The 18,843-nt window shown below is 63.2% G+C and carries 12 protein-coding genes and 2 riboswitches; of the genes, 5 read left to right on the top strand and 7 right to left on the bottom strand.

Annotated features, from left to right (window positions below; all coding sequences use genetic code 11):
• Positions 1-2: 2 nt before the first annotated feature.
• The 4 genes from TU75_RS10980 to TU75_RS10965 all read right to left on the bottom strand — a co-directional run bounded on the left by TU75_RS10980 (position 3) and on the right by TU75_RS10965 (position 7,649).
• Positions 3-1,001, bottom strand: a complete 999-nt coding sequence (locus TU75_RS10980) for a magnesium chelatase ATPase subunit I (RefSeq protein WP_003235562.1) — start codon at positions 999-1,001, stop codon at positions 3-5.
• 384 nt (positions 1,002-1,385) lie between these two features.
• Positions 1,386-5,147 (bottom strand): cobaltochelatase subunit CobN, encoded by a 3,762-nt coding sequence (gene cobN / locus TU75_RS10975; protein ID WP_060548939.1) that lies wholly within the window; start codon positions 5,145-5,147, stop codon positions 1,386-1,388.
• Positions 5,148-5,150: 3 nt separating this feature from the next.
• Positions 5,151-6,212 carry a cobalamin biosynthesis protein CobW gene (gene cobW / locus TU75_RS10970; RefSeq protein ID WP_015371857.1) on the bottom strand — a complete coding sequence of 354 codons (1,062 nt, stop codon included), beginning with the start codon at positions 6,210-6,212 and terminating at the stop codon, positions 5,151-5,153.
• Positions 6,213-6,305: 93 nt separating this feature from the next.
• A riboswitch (cobalamin riboswitch) is annotated at positions 6,306-6,505 on the bottom strand.
• A 52-nt stretch (positions 6,506-6,557) separates the two neighbouring features.
• A complete protein-coding gene (locus TU75_RS10965) occupies positions 6,558-7,649 on the bottom strand; it encodes a M10 family metallopeptidase C-terminal domain-containing protein (RefSeq protein WP_060548938.1) in 1,092 nt (363 codons plus the stop codon).
• A gap of 497 nt (positions 7,650-8,146) precedes the next feature.
• Positions 8,147-8,361: riboswitch (cobalamin riboswitch) on the top strand.
• A gap of 96 nt (positions 8,362-8,457) precedes the next feature.
• On the opposite strand from TU75_RS10965, the gene TU75_RS10960 reads away from it, so the two are divergent.
• From TU75_RS10960 to cobM, 4 genes are all read left to right on the top strand, one after another.
• On the top strand, positions 8,458-8,646 hold the full coding sequence (locus TU75_RS10960; RefSeq protein ID WP_003235554.1) for a CbtB domain-containing protein: 189 nt from the start codon (positions 8,458-8,460) through the stop codon (positions 8,644-8,646).
• An 11-nt stretch (positions 8,647-8,657) separates the two neighbouring features.
• Positions 8,658-9,350, top strand: a complete 693-nt coding sequence (locus TU75_RS10955; RefSeq protein ID WP_060548937.1) for a CbtA family protein — start codon at positions 8,658-8,660, stop codon at positions 9,348-9,350.
• The gene (locus TU75_RS10950; protein ID WP_015371854.1) at positions 9,347-9,739 is read left to right on the top strand and encodes a cobalamin biosynthesis protein; all 393 of its coding nucleotides are present in this window, start codon (positions 9,347-9,349) and stop codon (positions 9,737-9,739) included. Before TU75_RS10955 ends, TU75_RS10950 begins: the two co-directional genes overlap by 4 nt.
• Before the next feature lie 68 nt (positions 9,740-9,807).
• Positions 9,808-10,554 carry a precorrin-4 C(11)-methyltransferase gene (gene cobM / locus TU75_RS10945; RefSeq protein WP_003235548.1) on the top strand — a complete coding sequence of 249 codons (747 nt, stop codon included), beginning with the start codon at positions 9,808-9,810 and terminating at the stop codon, positions 10,552-10,554.
• 109 nt (positions 10,555-10,663) lie between these two features.
• Here cobM and nfuA read toward each other — a convergent pair whose 3' ends face one another.
• On the bottom strand, positions 10,664-11,248 hold the full coding sequence (gene nfuA, locus TU75_RS10940; RefSeq protein WP_003190728.1) for a Fe-S biogenesis protein NfuA: 585 nt from the start codon (positions 11,246-11,248) through the stop codon (positions 10,664-10,666).
• Between the two features lie 100 nt (positions 11,249-11,348).
• On the bottom strand, positions 11,349-13,640 hold the full coding sequence (locus tag TU75_RS10935) for a fatty acid cis/trans isomerase (protein WP_060548936.1): 2,292 nt from the start codon (positions 13,638-13,640) through the stop codon (positions 11,349-11,351).
• 164 nt (positions 13,641-13,804) lie between these two features.
• On the opposite strand from TU75_RS10935, the gene metH reads away from it, so the two are divergent.
• Entirely contained in the window at positions 13,805-17,515 is a 3,711-nt protein-coding gene (gene metH, locus TU75_RS10930; RefSeq protein ID WP_003235544.1) for a methionine synthase, read from the top strand.
• Between the two features lie 21 nt (positions 17,516-17,536).
• Here metH and TU75_RS10925 read toward each other — a convergent pair whose 3' ends face one another.
• Positions 17,537-18,604: an ABC transporter substrate-binding protein gene (locus TU75_RS10925; protein ID WP_060548935.1), complete on the bottom strand. Its 1,068-nt coding sequence runs from the start codon at positions 18,602-18,604 to the stop codon at positions 17,537-17,539.
• Positions 18,605-18,843: the final 239 nt, after the last annotated feature.

The following is an 18,843-nucleotide window of genomic DNA, read 5'->3' as shown; positions in this document are numbered from 1 at the left end:
GCCTAGGGCTTTTTTGGCCAGGCGGGCACTTCGCGGCGCGCGCCGGTGGGCAGTGCCGGTGCGGGCAGGTCACCCCATTGGCCCTGGCCCGGCGAGGTGTCCGATGGTTGCGCGGACTGACCTTGATTGGGCGGGCTCGCCGGTGGGGATGGCTCCTGGCGGCGATGACGCAGGGCAAATTCGGCCACGGCCTGGATGTCTTCTTCGGCGATGGCATCAGCGCCGCGCCAGGCTGCGTGGGCACGGGCGCCACGTAACCAGACCAGGTCGGCGCGCAGGCCATCGACCCCGGCGGCAAAACAGCGCTCGGTGATCTGCGCCAGCGCATCGTCATCCATGGCAATAAGCTCGAGCCGCTCGCGCGCCTGGGTGCAGCGCGCACGCAAGGCGGCCTGGGGCTCGGCCCATTGCGCGCAGAAAGCATCAGGGTCGCTGTCGAAATCCAGACGGCGGCGGATGACCTGCCCACGCTCGGTCGGCAGGGTGTGGCCGCTCAGCGCCACATTGAAGCCGAAGCGGTCGAGCAACTGCGGGCGCAACTCACCCTCCTCCGGGTTCATGGTGCCGATCAGCACAAAGCGCGCCGCGTGCCGGTGGGAAATACCGTCGCGCTCGATCAGGTTGGTGCCGCTGGCGGCCACGTCCAGCAGCAGGTCGACCAGATGGTCGGGCAGCAAATTGACTTCATCCACATACAACACGCCGCCGTCGGCCTTGGCCAATACGCCGGGGGAAAACTGCGCACGGCCTTCACCCAGCGCCGCATCCAGGTCGAGGGTGCCGACCAGTCGCTCTTCGGTGGCGCCCAGGGGCAAGGTGACAAATTGCCCGCTGGCGAGCAGGTCCGCCAGGCCACGGGCCAGGGTGGACTTGGCCATGCCGCGCGGACCTTCGATCAGCACGCCGCCAATCTTCGGGTCGATGGCGGCCAGGCACAGTGCGAGTTTCAGCGCGTCGGCACCGACGACAGCAGACAGCGGGAAATGTGGAATATCGGTCATACCGGCTCTCTTTAAATTCTGCTACTTATTGTGGCGAGCGGGCTTGCCCCGCGTTGGGCTGCGAAGCAGCCCTAAAACCAAACGCCACGTTCTTTCAGGCAGACCAGGTTGAATTTATTGGGGCTGCCACGCAGCCCAACGCGGGGCGAACCACGATGCCGTTCAGTTAAGCGCAGATTCCCTGTGGCGAGCAGGCTTGTCCTGCGTTGGGCTGCGCAGCAGCCCCGAAACCAGGCGCTGAGCCGTATCAGGCACACCGCGTTTTGCTGGATTGGGGGCGCTTCGCACCCCAACGCGGGGCAAGCCCGCTCGCCACAATAAGCCCACACATGTTCCTTAACTGAACGGTATTACGGCTTGCCCCAGTGTTGGTGCGGTCGCTCATCAGCTGTCTTCTTCTATATCGAGCAACAGGTTTTCCAAGGCTTCACGGTAGGCGCCCGGCTCTTGCCACTGGCCGCGCTGCTGGGCTTCGAGCATGCGTTCGGTCATGTCACGCAATGCCGCCGGGTTGTGCTGTTGCACGAAGGCGCGGGTGTCCGGGTCGAGCAGGTAGGCGTCGGCCAGCAAGGCGTATTGGTGATCGTCGATCAGCTCGGTCGTGGCGTCGAAGGCGAACAGATTGTCCACGGTCGCGGCCATCTCGAACGCGCCTTTGTAGCCATGACGTTTCACGCCGTCGATCCACTTGGGGTTGGCCGCACGGGCGCGAATCACTCGGTTGAGTTCTTCCTTCAGGGTGCGGATTTTCGGCAGGTCCGGCTGGCTGTGGTCGCCGTGGTAGCTGGCGGCCTTGTCGCCGCTCAGGGTTTCCACGGCGGCGAGCATGCCGCCCTGGAACTGGTAGTAGTCGTTGGAATCGAGCAGGTCGTGCTCGCGGTTGTCCTGGTTCTGCACCACCGCCTGCACCTGGCTCAAACGCCGGGCGAAGGGCTCGCGGGCCTCGGTGCCTTCATCGGCACCGCCGTAGGCGTAGCCACCCCAATTGAGGTAGACCTCGGCCAGGTCCTCGCGGCTCTGCCACAACCGCCCGTCGATGGCGCCCTGCACGCCGGCACCGTAGGCGCCCGGCTTGGCGCCGAAGATGCGCCAGCCCGCCTGTTTCGCCGCCGCGTCTTCGTCCAGGCCGGCCATGCGCAGGGCCTCGCGCTCACTGCGCACCTTGGCTGCCAGCGGGTTCATGTCGTCTGGCTCATCCAGCGCCGCCACCGCCTGCACCGCCGCGTCGAACAGGCGGATCAGGTTGGCGAACGCGTCGCGAAAGAAGCCGGATACGCGCAGCGTCACGTCCACGCGCGGGCGGTCGAGCAGGCTGATCGGCAGGATCTCGAAGTCGTCGACGCGCTGGCTGCCGGTGGCCCACACCGGGCGCACGCCCATCAGCGCCATGGCCTGGGCGATGTCATCGCCGCCGGTGCGCATGGTGGCGGTGCCCCACACCGACAGGCCTAGCTGGCGCAGGTGGTCGCCATGGTCCTGCAAGTGCCGCTCGAGGATCAGGTTGGCCGACTGAAAGCCGATGCGCCAGGCGGTGGTGGTGGGCAGGTTGCGCACGTCCACGCTGAAAAAGTTACGCCCGGTAGGCAGCACGTCGAGGCGCCCACGGCTGGGCGCACCACTTGGCCCCGCCGGCACGAAGCGGCCACTCAAGGCGTCCAGCAAACCGCGCATTTCCGCCGGGCCGCAGGCATCCAGGCGCGGTGCGACGATGATGCGCAAATGCTCGATCACCGCTTTCACGTCTTCCCAGCCAGGCGCCTCAAGCTGCTCCAGCGGGCCTTGCAACGCCTGCTCGATCAAACGCCCCGCGTACAGCTCCAGACGCTCGCGGGTGTCACCGGCGGTGCGCCAATGCTGTGGATCTATGCTCCGCAACACGTCGGGGCGTGGGCCGCTCCAGGGCTCGGCCAGCGCGCAGTCCAGCGGATCGAAGCCCAGCGCGAAGGCCTTGGCCAGCACCCGCAGCAGGCTCGATTGCGCGCCACGGCCGTCGTCACGCGGGATACGCAGCAAGGCCAGCAAAGTGTCGATGCGCAAGCGGCCTTGGGGAGACTCACCAAAGATATGCAGGCCGTCGCGGATCTGCGACTCCTTGAGATCGCACAGGTAGGTGTCCAGGCGCGGCAGCCACACGGCCGCATCGGCGTCACTGTCCAGCGCCAGTTCCTGGTCGATACGGGTTTCGCGCACCAGCGCCAGGATGTCCTTTTGCAGCGCCAGCGCGCGCCGTGGGTCGAGCAACTGCGCGTCGTAATATTCGTCCGCCAGCAGCTCGAGGTTGCGCAGCGGGCCGTAGGTTTCGGCGCGGGTCAGCGGCGGCATCAGGTGGTCGATGATCACCGCCTGGGTACGCCGCTTGGCCTGGGCACCCTCGCCCGGATCGTTGACGATGAACGGATAGATATTCGGCAACGGCCCGAGCAGTGCGTCCGGCCAGCAGTGTTGCGAAAGCCCCACCCCCTTGCCCGGCAGCCATTCGAGGTTGCCGTGCTTGCCGACGTGAATCACGCCGTGGGCGCCATAGGTGTGGCGTAGCCAGAAGTAGAACGCCAGGTAGCCGTGGGGCGGCACCAGATCAGGATCGTGATACACCGCGCTCGCGTCCACCTGATAACCCCGCGCCGGCTGGATGCCGACGAAGGTCTGGCCCAGGCGCAACCCGGCGATCATCAGGCGTCCATCGCGGCACATCGGGTCTTGCTGCGGCGCGCCCCAGCGTTCCAGCACCGCCTGTTGATTGGCGGCGGGCAGGCGCGCAAACATTGTCGCGTAGTCGTCCAGGCTAAGGCTCTGGTGGCAGGGGCGCAGGTCGAGACTGTCGAGGTCGTTGGTGACGCCGCCGAGCAGCTCGTGGATCAGCGCAGTGCCGCTTTCGGGCAGCACGTGCGGCAGCGGATAACCTTCGGCCTGCAAGGCACGCAGGATATTCAGCGCGGCGGCCGGGGTGTCCAGGCCCACGCCATTGCCGATGCGGCCGTCGCGGGTCGGGTAGTTGGCGAGGATCAGCGCAATGCGCTTGTCGCCGTTGGGCACCCGCGCCAGTTCGACCCAGCGCCGCGCCAGCTCGGCGACGAAGTCCATGCGCTCGGGCGCGGCGCGGTAACACACCACGTCCGACTGGCTGCGCTCGCTGCGCCAGGCCAGGTCCTTGAAGCTGATCGGCCGGCTGATGATGCGCCCGTCCAATTCCGGCAAGGCAATGTGCATCGCCAGGTCGCGCGGGCCGAGGCCTTGTGCGCTGGCTTCCCAACCGGGTTGGTTGTCTTGCGCACAGATCGCCTGAATCACCGGGATATTGCGGCGAAACGGGCGCAGATGCGGGGCTTCGGGGCTGGACTGGGCAAAGCCGGTGGTGTTGAGGATCACCGCCGCCTGCACTGCGTCGAGCAGGTCTTCGATCACCGTGAGGCAGCCGGGCTCTTTGAGACTGGCCACCGCTATCGGCAACGGGTTGAGGCCCGCCGCCTGCAGGCGCTGGCAGAACACGTCAATAAAACCGGTGTTGGCCGCCTGCAAATGCGAGCGGTAAAACAGCACCGCCGCGACCGGCAGATCGGCGCGCCACTCTGTCTGCCAGTTCTGCAGCGTGGCATTGGCGTGGTGCGGATGATAAATGGCCGTGCGCGGCAGGGTCTGCGGCTCGGCCCACGAATAGTCGCGACCCAGATAGCCGGAGGCCAGGCAGTGATAGAAATTCAGCGCATTGCCCAGGCCGCCCTGGCGCAGGAAGTGCCACAGACGGTCGCGTTCCTGCACCCCGACGGTGCTCAGGCTGCCCAGTTCCGGGTCCGGGCGGTCGCACCCCGGCACCAGAATCAGTTGCACGCCGCGCTCGGCCAATGCCACCAGGCGCTCGACGCCATAGCGCCAATAGCCGATGCCGCCATGCAGCGAGATCAGGATCACCTTGGCGTGACGCAGCACCTGATCCACGTAGAGGTCGACCGAGGCGTGGTTCTGCACCTGCATCGGGTTGGCCAGGCGCAGGCTGGGGTAGTCGTCGGGCAACTGCCGCGCCGCTTCGGCCAGCAGCGCCAGGCTCGAGTCGCCGCTGCACAGGATCACCAGTTCAGCGGGGGTCTGTCCAAGGTCGGCAATATTGTCGTCCGAGACAAAACCACCGGGTTGGGTCCTGAGCAGGTGCATGGCTTAAACGCTGAGCGCGGCGCGCAGTTGCGCTTCGAGGCCGGCGGCGTCCAGCTCCTGGCCGATCAGCACCAAGCGGGTGATGCGCGCTTCGTCGGCGCCCCAGGCGCGGTCGAAGTGCTTGTCGAAGCGGGTGCCCACGCCCTGGATCAGCAGGCGCATGGGTTTGTTGGGGATGGCGGCAAACCCTTTGATACGCAGGATGCCGTGCTGTACCACCAACTGGGTCAGCGCGTCGAGCAGCAGGGCTTCGTCGGCTTGCGGCAGGTCGATGGAGATCGAATCGAAGGCGTCGTGATCGTGGTCGTCTTCACCTTCGTGGTGCGCATCGTGATGGCTGTGGCGGGCGTCGATGTGTTCTTCGGAGCCGGCGCCCAGGCCGATCAGCACGTTCAACGGCACGCGGCCGCTGCTGGCTTCAATGACCTTGACCGCCGGCGGCAGCTCTTCGGCGACTTCCAGGCGCACGCGGGCCAGGTCTTCGGGGCTGATCAGGTCGGCCTTGTTGAGGATCACCAGGTCGGCGCTGGCCAGTTGGTCGGCGAACAGTTCGTGCAGCGGTGATTCGTGGTCCAGGTTCGGGTCGAGTTTGCGCTGGGCGTCGACCTGGTCCGGGAAGGCGGCGAACGTGCCGGCGGCCACGGCCGGGCTGTCGACCACGGTGATTACGGCGTCCACTGTGCAGGCGCTGCGGATTTCCGGCCACTGGAAGGCCTGCACCAAGGGTTTTGGCAGGGCCAGGCCCGAGGTTTCAATGAGGATATGGTCGAGGTCGCCGCGACGGGCCACCAGTTCGCGCATCACCGGGAAGAATTCTTCCTGCACGGTGCAGCACAGGCAGCCGTTGGCCAGTTCGTACACACGGCCGTTGGCTTCTTCCTCGGTGCATCCGATTGAGCACTGCTTGAGGATTTCCCCGTCGATGCCCAACTCGCCGAACTCGTTGACGATTACCGCGATACGGCGGCCCTGGGCGTTGTCGAGCATGTGGCGCAACAGGGTGGTCTTGCCCGAGCCGAGAAAGCCGGTGACGATGGTGACGGGAAGTTTGGCCAGTGTTTTCATCGGATGCCCCTTTGGGCGGGCATACGGGACGAGTGGCCCTGCGGCGGCGCGCAGCAGCGGATTTCGTCACCGGATCACCCCGCCCGGTTGAAGTGGAAAATCGGTAGCGAGGCAGGTCTCCTGGCTTGGGGCTTGCGGGTCTTGCGACCGGCGCCAACTGCGCCTTCCCGCCGGATTGGCAGTGGCGTGGCAGTCAGCAGAACCCTTCACAGTTGCGGGGGCAGCCGCGGCTTGAACCGCGTTCCCTTCTTAGCTTCGGCCTGGGCCGAAGAACCTCGAACCCGCAAGGCTACGCAGTGCGTGGCGAGCGGTCAACGTCGCAAACCCGGGACACGGGCGACTGATCTACACATAGCGATGCTTGATGGGCACATCCGTCACGATGTCGGCGAGCGCTATGCGCCCCTGGCTTTCCAGGTAGAAATCAATTTCGCCATCGCCTGTGAGGTCAAGCACCAGCCACGACTCGTTTTTTTGCGGATCGCAGCCCAACCCTGCCTCACCGGGCCGGCCGGAGAGCCGGTTGACGAAGGTGAGGTCATGAAGACCCTGCTTGCGCAACAATGCGGATATATCGATTTTGTCCTGGCCGGTGACGAAGTCGGTCAACAGGTCGGGGCTGCGTAATGTCGAATCGGTGAAGGTGTCGTACACGAAGGTATCGCGGCCTGCCCCGCCCTCCAGCCGATCAGCGCCGCCACCGCCCTTGAGCCGGTTGTCGGCTGCGTTGCCGGTCAACACATCATTGCCGGAACCGCCGATGGCGTTCTCCAGGGTAACGTCCCTGGCGATGGAGACATTGCCCTTCTTGCCACCGACGTCGGAGAAGGTTTCAGCGTTCAGGTTGATCACCTGGTTCTGGTAATAGCCGGAGAAATCCAGCGTATCGTTTCCGCCGCCGTCCCAGACACAGAACACGGCGCCGTCCCGTGGGGACACCAGTGAAAGATCGTCGCGCCGGGTATTGGAGTTGAAGCCGTAGGTGGTATCCGTGTTACGGGTCCGGTAATTGGCGCCGTAGGCCTTTTGGGCCCAGGCGATGTCGGTCATCAGCGGTGCCGACGCATACTCGCCCTGGTGATCCTGGCCGGTATCGCTCGCGTCGAAATAGCTCATGACCGAGTAGGCCCGGCTGTCCTGGGCGAAGATGGCATGCTCGTCGTAGTTGCTCGGCCCACGCGCCGCGTCGTAGTCACCGGTGTGCGCGGCGCCCAGCAAGTGGCCGATTTCGTGGGTCAGTGTATGGCGACCAAAGCCGTTCACGGCTGGCGCACGGTTGGCCCAATAGTTCGGGTTCACGCGCACCCGCCCCGCTTTTTCGGAAAATGTGGCATCGGCGAAGTTTATCGCCCTGCTGTTGACGAACCGTAACTGGCCTTCCGGCGCAGCGGCTTCTTCCTTGAACTCGATATTCGCAACATCCGACCAGGACTGCATTGAAAGACGGGCCTGCTCTTGCTGGGTTTGATTAAAGCGGGTCTCCGCTGGTGCAACTTCGCGAAACGTATAACCCACACGCACTGTTTTATCTTTATCGCGGTCCTGCAACCGGCGCTGTCTTCGATCGATCTGGTTGGCGGCTTGACGGGTGGACCAGGACGGCTTGCCGGACCCTGCACGATAATACGGATCGCCAGCCTGCTGGGCCTTGTACTGCGGGCCAGCGGCTTCAACATTCGGATCTACAATATTTTGATTAACAAAGGGTGTGTTAAAACTGGCGCGAGATATAACAGACATAAAAAAGCCTTATTTACTTAATGGGCAACATCAACTTCAGCGCGCCTACCATCCAATAATCGATACTGAAAAAAAAGTGCATCAGGCCTATAAACTAATTAAGGGTATTACTTGGCAAAAACGCCAGTACGCATGTCCTTCACAAATATTCGTTATCGCCCGCCTCAATTGACGCCCGGTCATGCTCGTGTTTTCCTGTACATCTTGTTTCGGGTGCCCTTCACAGGGTGAAACGGGAAACCGGTGAGTCAGGGCCTGCAATGCCAGGGTATGACAAGGCCGGTGCTGCCCCCGCAACGGTAAGCGAGTGAAGCGTCAGATCCACTGTGCCAGCAGGCATGGGAAGGCGATGCTTTTTGACCCAGCGTCCCTCGCAAGCCCGGAGACCGGCCCGAAAAATCAGATAACAAACCCGCGGTGGGCGGGCGCTGTTCGAACCCCGCGCGCCCGGCTCGCGGGGTTTTGCATGCGCTCGTTTCGCCCAGACACTTGATAGGGACGCGCCATGTCGATCATCAGCAGCACCTCGCCCACCGCCCGCCACACCACCACGCTGAGCCAACGCCTCACCGCCGCCATCGGTGCATCGATACTCGGCGCATGCCTGGTGTATTTCGCCGGGTTCTCGCATATCGAGGCGGTGCACAATGCTGCCCACGATACCCGCCACAGCGCCGCGTTCCCGTGCCACTGAGGTCTGACGACATGATCAAGCGTATTGCGCAAACCGCTGGCTTTACCGGCCTGCTGGCCGCCCTGCTGCTGACTCTGCTGCAAAGCTTCTGGGTCGCCCCGTTGATTCTGCAGGCCGAAACGTTCGAGAAAGCGCCGATTGCGACCGAGGTGGCGCATGAACACGCCGCCCATATGCACGATGCCCAGGCCTGGGAGCCGGAAGATGGCTGGCAGCGGGTGCTGTCGACCACCGGCGGCAACCTGGTGGTGGCGGTGGGTTTCGCGCTGATGCTGGCCGGTCTCTACACCCTGCGCGCGCCGACTCGTACGGCCCAGGGCCTGCTGTGGGGACTGGCGGGCTACGCCACTTTTGTGCTGGCGCCCACCCTGGGCCTGCCGCCGGAGTTGCCCGGCACCGCCGCCGCCGACCTGGCGCTGCGCCAGACCTGGTGGATCGGCACCGCCGCGTCCACGGCCGCCGGTATTGCGCTGATCGTGTTCGGCCACAACTGGCTGCTCAAAGTCCTCGGCGTGGCGATCCTGGCGGTGCCCCATGTGATCGGCGCGCCACAGCCCGAAGTGCATGCAATGCTCGCACCCGAGGCCCTCGAAGCGCAGTTCAAGATCGCCTCGCAGTTGACCAACGTCGCGTTCTGGCTGGCCTTGGGTCTGATCAGCGCCTGGCTGTTCCGGCGCAACCGCGACGGTCAATACTCGGCATGATTCTGGCTGCGGGACTGGGATGTCAGCGCGGGTGTGATGTTCACACCCTGCTGACGCTGCTTGACGGCGCCCTCGCCGAAGCGGGCATAGAGCGCCAGCGGTTAAGCGCGCTGGCCAGCATTGATCGCAAACGTGAGGAGCCGGGGTTGATCGCCCTGGCTCACCTGCTGCAATTGCCGTTGCTGTGTTTCAGCGCCGCGCAACTGGCGAGTTATGAGGACCGCCTGAGCCACAAATCAGCGGCCGCCTTTGCCCACACCGGTTGCCATGGGATTGCCGAAAGTGCCGCGCTCGCTCTGGCCGAACAGCTCGCGGGCGCCCCTGCCCGCTTGTTGATCAGCCGCAGAAAAAACGCCAAGGCGACCTTTGCGTTGGCCTGCGCTGGCTGAAACCCCGATAATCGCCCTGCTCGATCATGAGCATTTTTCATGCTCGCCCTACCCCCACAGGAACTCCCATGACCGTTTACTTTATCGGCGCAGGCCCAGGCGACCCGGAATTGATCACCGTCAAGGGCCAGCGGCTGATCCGCAGTTGCCCGGTGATCATCTACGCCGGCTCGCTGGTGCCAGCGGCGGTGCTGGAAGGCCATCAGGCGCATCAGGTGGTCAACAGCGCCGAGCTGCACCTGGAACAAATCATTGAGTTGATCAAGGTCGCCCACGCCAGCGGCCAGGATGTGGCCCGCGTGCACTCAGGCGATCCGAGCCTGTACGGGGCTATTGGCGAACAGATCCGGCATTTGCGCGAGCTGAACATTCCCTTCCAGATCATCCCGGGCGTCACGGCGGTAGCCGCCTGCGCCGCGCTGCTGGAAACCGAACTGACCCTGCCGGACATCGCCCAGAGCGTCATCCTGACCCGCTACGCCGACAAGACCCGCATGCCGGACGGCGAGGACTTCGACAGCCTGGCGCGGCATGGCACCACAATGGCGATCCATCTTGGGGTCAATCACCTGGAAAAGATCGTCGCCCAACTGCTGCCGCACTATGGCGCTGACTGCCCGATTGCGGTGGTGCACCGTGCAACGTGGCCGGATCAGGATTGGGTGGTGGGCACGCTCAGCGATATTGCCGGCAAAGTCGCGGCCAAGGGCTTTCGGCGTACGGCGTTGATTGTGGTGGGCCGAGTGCTGGCCAGTGACAGCTTTGGTGATTCATCGCTGTATCGCGCCGGGCATGCTCACCTCTACCGCCCTTGAATGAACACAGATGATCTGATTTGTTAGATACATGATGTAAACGCATGAATTCAAAGCATAAAAAACGGCGCTCACGGGCGCCGTTTTTTGTTCGCAGTGAACGCCTTACTCAGTAGTAGGCGTTTTCTTTCTGCGTGTGGTCGGTCACATCGCGAACGCCCTTGAGCTCCGGAATGCGCTCGAGCAGGGTGCGCTCGATGCCTTCGCGCAGCGTCACGTCCGCCTGGCCGCAACCTTGGCAACCGCCGCCGAACTTGAGTACGGCAATGCCGTCGTCAACCACATCGATCAGGCTGACCTGACCGCCGTGGCTGGCCAGCCCCGGGTTGATCTCGGTTTGCAGGTAATAGTTGATGCGCTCGTTGACCGGGCTGTCGGCGTTGACATTCGGCACCTTGGCGTTGGGCGCCTTGATGGTCAACTGGCCGCCCATGCGGTCGGTGGCATAGTCGACCACGGCATCGTCCAGAAAGGCTTCGCTGAAGGCGTCGATGTACGCGGTGAAGCTTTTGAGCCCCAGGGCGGTGTCTTCAGGTTTCTCTTCGCCAGGCTTGCAGTAGGCAATGCAAGTCTCGGCGTACTGGGTGCCGGGCTGGGTGATAAAGACGCGGATGCCGATACCTGGGGTGTTCTGCTTGGACAGCAGGTCAGCCAGGTAATCGTGGGCGGCGTCGGTAATGGTTATGGCAGTCATGGAAACTCCTCACAGGCTTGGGGGGAGTTTACGCCAAATTATTACGCAGGTACAAAGTCCGAGTGTTTTTGTCGGGATAGTGGCGAGGCCACCAACGCGTTCACAGATTCTCATAGCGATTCATGTCAAGTACGCCCTCTTCCACCGGCGTGGTTTCCCGCAGGTACTGCGACAAATCGTGAAAGTACTGCCAGAACAGCGGATGGCTGCGGCGTATACCCCAGTGGTCGACAATTTTTTCAAAGCCCGCGGCATCCGTGACCTGCTCCATCTGGGCCACGAACTCGGGCACTTCCTGCGCCTTGAGCGCGAACATGAAGTTGGGGTAGCTGCTGAGTACGCCGGGGTAGACCGTCAAGGTGTCCAGGCCCGGCTGATAGCGATAGGCCTCACCCAAGAGAAACGCGACGTTGCTGTGGGCGCGATTGCGCAGGAGGCTGTAGACCTCGCGCTTGCCGCTGGCGGTTTCGATACGCAGCATCGTCGCCTCGGGCAACTGCTCAATGACCTTGAGCCCGGCGGCCGGGCGCGAGGTCAGGCGGCTCAGCGCCTGTTCTGCATTCTGCAATTCAGGCCCGATGCCGTCGCGCGAACAATAGGCGCCCGAACAGCGGTTGATCGGATCTGGACTTGCATTCAACGCGGCATAACGCGTCAGCAACTGCCGGGAAAAATCGCGTTCGGGGTGCTTTTCATCCAGATGCAGGCCGCTGGGCGTGGTGTCATCAATGGCTTCGTAATCCAGCCACATCTTGAGCTTGCCGCTGTTCTGGTACCAGTCATCGAGGAACGACTCACGGCTATCGGCCGGCATCAGGCGCAGAAAATTCTGCTCGGCGCCATTGCGGATCAAGTCGAAATACAGTCGGGTCTGGGCCTGATGTGCGACGTTGCCAAACACGTCGAAATTCACCGCCAACTGGTAATAAGTGCGCTCGAGCAGCGGGTAATCGAACAGCCACATCGTCTGCGGCACTTCACCGATCAGGCCTTTGGTCACGGACGCGCTGTCGAAGTGGCGGAAGATGCTCAGCAAGGCATTGTCATTACCCGCCCACAACGTTGACCACGCCGGCGGCGGCAGGTCGGCGTAGCTGTCTCGACGCAGCGCTTCGTATTGATTGCGCTTGTCGCGGTAGCTCAGCCACAGCCCCAGCACGCTGCCCACCTCATCGTTCTGCCCGGGCATCGCGAGCAGCGGCGTGGCCTGGCCGCGATAGCGCGCATCGGTGATGTACAGGTCGTGCTCAGGGTCCTGGAACAGGGTCCAGAAGTTGTCGCGAATCACGTCCGTGGCGATCTGTCCACGGCATACGGGCCCACGAATGAAGGTGCGCACGAAATACTCGGCGTTATCGAGCATGAACTGGTAGCGCGCCTTGGCCGGGATGGCCTCGAAGGTCTCGAACGGGTTGGCGCGACGACCAGGACCGTAGCCGGGCAAGGCGCTGACCTGCCAGTCACCGGCGTAGAAGAGCTGCCGGATGCGCGCCATCTTCGCGGCGCTGAACGGGTAAGTGATGTGGGTTTTATGCACGATCACCCCCTGCACCGGCCACAGGCGGTAGTACACCTGGGTGCCCGGGTCATCGTTAGGGCGACGCGTAGCGATCAGGTCGATGGGCTGCCCACTCGGGGTGCGCGAGCGCACCCACTGGAAGAAATGCCCCGGCTCGCCGTTCTCGAAGTGGATATGCGCCAGATACAGATGCTCGAACAGCCAACGGGCCACCAGGCTCTCGCGGGCGCCGGGCTGGTTGAACAGGTTCTCCCACTGTTGCACCTGCAGCGCCTCCCTGGCACTCGGCGCCAGGCCTTGCTCGTCGATCGGTGCACCGGACGCCAGCCAGCGCTGCAGGGTCTGGTATTGCTGGTCGGTCAGGCCGGTTACCGCCAGCGGCATGCCTTCCCTGGGATGGGCGCCCGCGTAGCCATTGAATTCGGCAGGGGTTGCGCACATGTTTGCGCGATTGAGGCCCAGCACAATATCGTCAGGCAGCTTGGCATTGGCTTGCAGCGGCGCGTTGTGCCCCAACTCCAGCATGCGCGCCATCAGGGCGGCCTGGCTGCCCTGGGCGTCCAGCACCGAATAGAAGCCCTTTTGCTGCCACGCCTGCTTGCCGAACGCGTCGTAGAACAAACGCGTGCTCGGTGCCGCCTGGCTGCGCTCACCGTCATACACCGGCATTTTGCTCGCGCCCCGCGCTGCGCCCTCGGCGCTGCCCAGGTTGAGCTGGCACGCAGAGTCGTAGCAGGCATGGCAGGCCACGCACTTCTCGGTAAAGATCGGTTGAATGTCGCGGGTATAGGAGATCGCCGGGGCGGGACCTTCTGCGTAAGCGCTGCCGGCGATCAAGGCCAGGGCGGCGCTGACGATAAGACGAAGTGACATGTATCCGGTCCCGATTCAATGCGTGCGATGTAAAGTGCGGCGATTCTACCGGGCCAGTAGCGACACCAACATGAACGATATTCATGAAAAACCGCACACGCTCAAAATCGGCACAGGTTTGCTATGATTCACGCCCTTCGTAATGCCTGACCCAGAGTAGTCCCATGTCCGATCGTAGCGCTCGCCTGCAAGCCCTTCACCAAGCCCTCAAGGACCGTATCCTGATCCTCGATGGCGGCATGGGCACGATGATCCAGAGCTACAAGCTCGAAGAGCAGGATTATCGCGGCAAGCGCTTCGCCGACTGGCCGAGCGACGTCAAGGGCAACAACGACTTGCTGGTGATCACCCGTCCGGACGTGATCGGCGGTATCGAGAAGGCCTATCTGGACGCCGGTGCCGACATTCTGGAAACCAACACCTTCAACGCCACGCGCATCTCCATGGCCGACTACGGCATGGAAGAGCTGGCCTATGAATTGAACGTGGAAGGCGCCCGTCTGGCGCGCCAGGTGGCCGACGCCAAGACCCTCGAAAACCCGGCCAAGCCGCGCTTCGTCGCCGGGGTGCTTGGCCCTACCAGCCGCACCTGCTCGCTGTCACCGGACGTGAACAACCCCGGCTACCGCAACGTGACCTTCGATGAACTGGTGGACAACTACACCGAGGCCACCAAGGGCCTGATCGAAGGCGGCGCCGATCTGATCCTGATCGAGACCATCTTCGACACCCTCAACGCCAAAGCGGCGATCTTCGCCGTACAGGGTGTGTTCGAGGCGCTGGGCGTCGAACTGCCGATCATGATTTCCGGCACTATTACCGACGCCTCCGGCCGCACCCTGTCGGGCCAGACCACCGAAGCGTTCTGGAACTCCGTGGCCCACGCCAAGCCGATTTCCGTCGGCCTGAACTGCGCCCTCGGCGCCAGCGACCTGCGCCCGTACCTGGAAGAGCTGTCGAACAAGGCCAACACCCATGTGTCCGCGCACCCCAACGCCGGCCTGCCCAACGAATTCGGCGAGTACGATGAACTGCCATCGCAAACCGCCAAGGTCATCGAAGAGTTCGCCCAAAGTGGCTTCCTCAATATTGTCGGCGGCTGCTGCGGCACCACCCCCGGCCACATTGAAGCCATCGCCAATGCCGTGGCCGGTTATGCACCGCGCGCGATCCCGGACATTCCCAAGGCCTGCCGCCTGTCGGGGCTGGAGCCGTTCACCATCGATCGCAGCTCGCTGTTCGTCAACGTCGGCGAGCGCACCAACATCACCGGTTCCGCGCGCTTTGCCCGGTTGATCCGTGAAGACAACTACACCGAAGCCCTGGAAGTCGCCCTGCAGCAGGTGGAAGCCGGCGCGCAGGTGATCGACATCAACATGGACGAGGGCATGCTCGATTCGAAGAAGGCCATGGTGACCTTCCTCAATCTGATTGCCGGCGAGCCGGACATCTCCCGCGTGCCGATCATGATCGACTCCTCCAAGTGGGAGGTGATCGAAGCCGGCCTCAAGTGCATCCAGGGCAAGGGCATCGTCAACTCCATCAGCATGAAGGAAGGCGTGGAGCAGTTCATTCATCACGCCAAACTGTGCAAGCGCTATGGCGCAGCCGTGGTGGTCATGGCGTTCGACGAAGCCGGCCAGGCCGACACCGAAGCGCGCAAGAAGGAAATCTGCAAACGCTCCTACGACATTCTGGTGAATGAAGTCGGCTTCCCGCCGGAAGACATCATCTTCGACCCGAACATCTTCGCGGTCGCCACCGGTATCGAGGAGCACAACAACTACGCCGTCGACTTCATCAACGCCTGCGCCTACATCCGCGACGAGCTGCCGTATGCACTGACCTCAGGCGGCGTGTCCAACGTGTCGTTCTCGTTCCGCGGCAACAACCCGGTGCGCGAAGCGATCCACTCGGTGTTCCTGTTGTATGCGATCCGCAACGGCCTGAGCATGGGCATCGTCAACGCCGGCCAACTGGAGATCTACGATCAGATTCCCGCCGAGCTGCGCGATGCGGTGGAAGACGTGGTGCTCAACCGCACTCCGGAAGGCACCGACGCCCTGCTCGCCATCGCCGACAAGTACAAGGGCGACGGCAGCGTCAAGGAAGCAGAGACCGAAGAATGGCGCGGCTGGCCGGTGAACAAGCGCCTGGAACACGCGTTGGTCAAGGGCATCACTACGCACATCGTTGAAGACACCGAAGAATCGCGCCAGTCGTTCGCGCGCCCGATCGAGGTGATCGAAGGCCCGCTGATGTCGGGCATGAACATCGTTGGCGACCTGTTTGGCGCCGGCAAGATGTTCCTGCCCCAGGTGGTTAAATCCGCGCGAGTGATGAAGCAGGCGGTCGCCCACCTGATTCCGTTCATCGAGCTGGAAAAAGGCGACAAGCCAGAAGCCAAGGGCAAGATCCTGATGGCCACGGTGAAGGGCGATGTGCATGACATCGGCAAGAACATCGTTGGCGTGGTGCTCGGTTGCAATGGCTATGACATTGTCGATTTGGGCGTGATGGTGCCCGCCGAGAAGATCCTGCAGGTAGCCAAAGAGCAGAAGTGCGACATCATCGGCCTGTCCGGCCTGATCACGCCTTCCCTGGACGAGATGGTGCACGTGGCCCGCGAGATGCAGCGCCAGGACTTCCACCTGCCGTTGATGATCGGCGGCGCGACCACCTCCAAGGCGCACACGGCGGTAAAGATCGAGCCCAAATACAGCAATGACGCGGTGATCTACGTCACCGACGCTTCCCGTGCGGTGGGTGTGGCCACGCAGCTGCTGTCCAAAGAGCTGAAGGCCGGTTTCGTCGAGAAAACCCGCCTGGAATACATTGATGTGCGCGAGCGCACCTCCAACCGCAGCGCCCGCACCGAGCGCCTGAGCTACCCGGCGGCGATCGCCAAGAAGCCGCAGTTCGACTGGGGCAGCTACACCCCGGTGGTGCCGACGTTTACTGGCGCCAGGGTGCTGGACAATATCGACCTCAAGGTTCTGGCTGACTATATCGACTGGACGCCGTTCTTTATCTCCTGGGATCTGGCCGGCAAGTTCCCGCGCATCCTCGAAGACGAGGTGGTCGGCGAAGCCGCGACCGCGCTGTACGCCGATGCCCAGGAAATGCTGAAAAAGCTGATCGACGAAAAACTCATCAGCGCCCGCGCGGTGTTCGGTTTCTGGCCGACCAACCAGGTGCAGGACGACGATTTGGAAGTCTATGGCGACGACGGTCAGCCGATTGCGCGGCTGCATCACCTGCGCCAGCAGATCATCAAGACCGACGGCAAGCCGAACTTCTCCCTGGCCGACTTCGTCGCGCCCAAGTCCAGCGGCGTGACCGACTATATCGGCGGTTTCATCACCACCGCCGGCATCGGCGCCGAGGAAGTGGCCAAGGCGTATCAGGACGCGGGCGACGACTACAACTCAATCATGGTCAAAGCCTTGGCCGACCGCCTGGCCGAAGCCTGCGCCGAGTGGCTGCACCAGCAGGTGCGCAAGGAACACTGGGGTTATGCCAGGGACGAGCAACTGGACAACGAGGCGTTGATCAAGGAGCAATACAGCGGCATCCGCCCTGCCCCCGGCTACCCGGCGTGCCCGGATCACACCGAGAAAGCCCAGTTGTTCCAGCTGCTGGATCCCGAGGCCCGTGAAATGCATGCCGGGCGCAGCGGCGTGTTCCTCACCGAGCACTATGCGATGTTCCCGGCGGCGGCGGTCAGCGGCTGGTATTTCGCGCACCCGCAGGCGCAGTACTTTGCCGTGGGCAAGGTCGACAAGGATCAAGTGAACAGCTACACCGCGCGAAAGGGCCAGGACCTGGCCGTGACCGAGCGCTGGCTGGCGCCGAATCTGGGTTACGACAACTAGATAGAAGGGTCGGGGCGACGTTTAACGCAGCAGCAGTTGCAGGCTGAACGGATAACGATAGGACGCGGGCTTGCCCACCGCCGACAATGCGCGAAAATCCACCGCCGTCGGCGGCCCCAGCAAATGCCGGGCCTGGTTGGCATCGATCAGTTGAAACAAGGCTGCCTGGCGATCGCGGCCGCCGTGGGCGTCGAGGTCCACGCCCTTGGCGTCGTCATTGATCAACACCATCGCCCAGCCTCCCAGCGTGAAATGTCCGGCCACCAGGGTGGTCAGCCGTCCGTCCAGGCGCGCCTGCAGAATTTCCGGTGAGCTGTTAACCGCGCTGAACAACACATCCTTGCCCGGCGTCCGCCCGCTCGCTTGCACGGCCTGCATCGCGCCCAGCGCCATCTCATCGTTGGCTGCCCACACCAGCGCGGTCTGCGGGTTGCGCTTGAACAACTGCGTGGCCTGCTCAAAGGCGCGTTGGCGGTTCCATTCGCCATAGACCAACTGGCGCAGACGCACTTCGGGATGCTCGGCCAGCGCCCGGTGCAAGCCACGCTCACGCAACTGAGCAGCCGGGGTGGTCTTGGTGCCGGAGAATGCCAGCAGATCAATGGACGCCCCAGGCGCAACCGGGCCGTACTGGTGCAGCAGGTCGATGAGCATCAGGTAGCCGGCCTGCTCGTCATCAGCCACCAGGCTGGCGATCCAGTCAGGATGCTGGTGTGTGCCCAGCATCTGAGCCTGATCGGCCGTGAGCGCGTTGTTCACGATCAACAACTTGACCCCGCTGCCCTCGGCCAGGCGCAGGATCTGCGGGGCGACGTACTGCTCATTCACCAATACCAGGTAATCCGGCCGCGCACTGCCCTGCAGCGCCTCTCGGGCCTGGGCCAACGTCGTGTCGGAAACACGCTCGGAATAGCGCACGCGCAAATCCAGACCGAGGTCAGTGGCGGCAGCCTGCATGAATTGCGCGTAATTGACCCAAAAGGTTTCCGTCGACATGCCCGGGTTGAGAAACACCACCGACGACGCATGGGCCATTGCCGCGCACGTCGATCCGAGCAGCCACACACACGCAATCAGAACCTTCAACATGGTTGTCCGAGCCTTGAATATTGACCGCCATCATAGTGGCAATGCGACAGGCAATCGAGACGCCTTTGAAAATCCGGTCAGGGGTGACCCGCCCAGAAAAGAGCAGCGCCAGCCACCAGCACAACCAGGAACAGAATGGCCCAGGCATCCACGGTAATGCCGGGTTTACGGGTTTTTGTAGAATCGCTCATCGCATCGCCTCTTGTCGGTTTTATGGGTGATTGCATCAAGACTCGATC

Source organism: Pseudomonas poae (genome assembly GCF_001439785.1).
GTDB classification, from domain to species: Bacteria; Pseudomonadota; Gammaproteobacteria; order Pseudomonadales; family Pseudomonadaceae; genus Aquipseudomonas; species Aquipseudomonas poae.
The sequence above is the reverse complement of the archived record's forward strand: the minus strand, read 5'-3'. Positions and strand labels throughout refer to the sequence as shown.

Bases quoted from the DNA above. Each gene is read 5' to 3' on its own strand.
- TU75_RS10980 (WP_003235562.1), bottom strand. From the start codon at position 1,001: ATGACCGATATTCCACATTTCCCGCTGTCTGCTGTCGTCGGTGCCGAC.
- cobN (WP_060548939.1), bottom strand. From the start codon at position 5,147: ATGCACCTGCTCAGGACCCAACCCGGTGGTTTTGTCTCGGACGACAAT.
- cobW (WP_015371857.1), bottom strand. From the start codon at position 6,212: ATGAAAACACTGGCCAAACTTCCCGTCACCATCGTCACCGGCTTTCTC.
- TU75_RS10965 (WP_060548938.1), bottom strand. From the start codon at position 7,649: ATGCAGTCCTGGTCGGATGTTGCGAATATCGAGTTCAAGGAAGAAGCC.
- TU75_RS10960 (WP_003235554.1), top strand. From the start codon at position 8,458: ATGTCGATCATCAGCAGCACCTCGCCCACCGCCCGCCACACCACCACG.
- TU75_RS10955 (WP_060548937.1), top strand. From the start codon at position 8,658: ATGATCAAGCGTATTGCGCAAACCGCTGGCTTTACCGGCCTGCTGGCC.
- TU75_RS10950 (WP_015371854.1), top strand. From the start codon at position 9,347: ATGATTCTGGCTGCGGGACTGGGATGTCAGCGCGGGTGTGATGTTCAC.
- cobM (WP_003235548.1), top strand. From the start codon at position 9,808: ATGACCGTTTACTTTATCGGCGCAGGCCCAGGCGACCCGGAATTGATC.
- nfuA (WP_003190728.1), bottom strand. From the start codon at position 11,248: ATGACTGCCATAACCATTACCGACGCCGCCCACGATTACCTGGCTGAC.
- TU75_RS10935 (WP_060548936.1), bottom strand. From the start codon at position 13,640: ATGTCACTTCGTCTTATCGTCAGCGCCGCCCTGGCCTTGATCGCCGGC.
- metH (WP_003235544.1), top strand. From the start codon at position 13,805: ATGTCCGATCGTAGCGCTCGCCTGCAAGCCCTTCACCAAGCCCTCAAG.
- TU75_RS10925 (WP_060548935.1), bottom strand. From the start codon at position 18,604: ATGTTGAAGGTTCTGATTGCGTGTGTGTGGCTGCTCGGATCGACGTGC.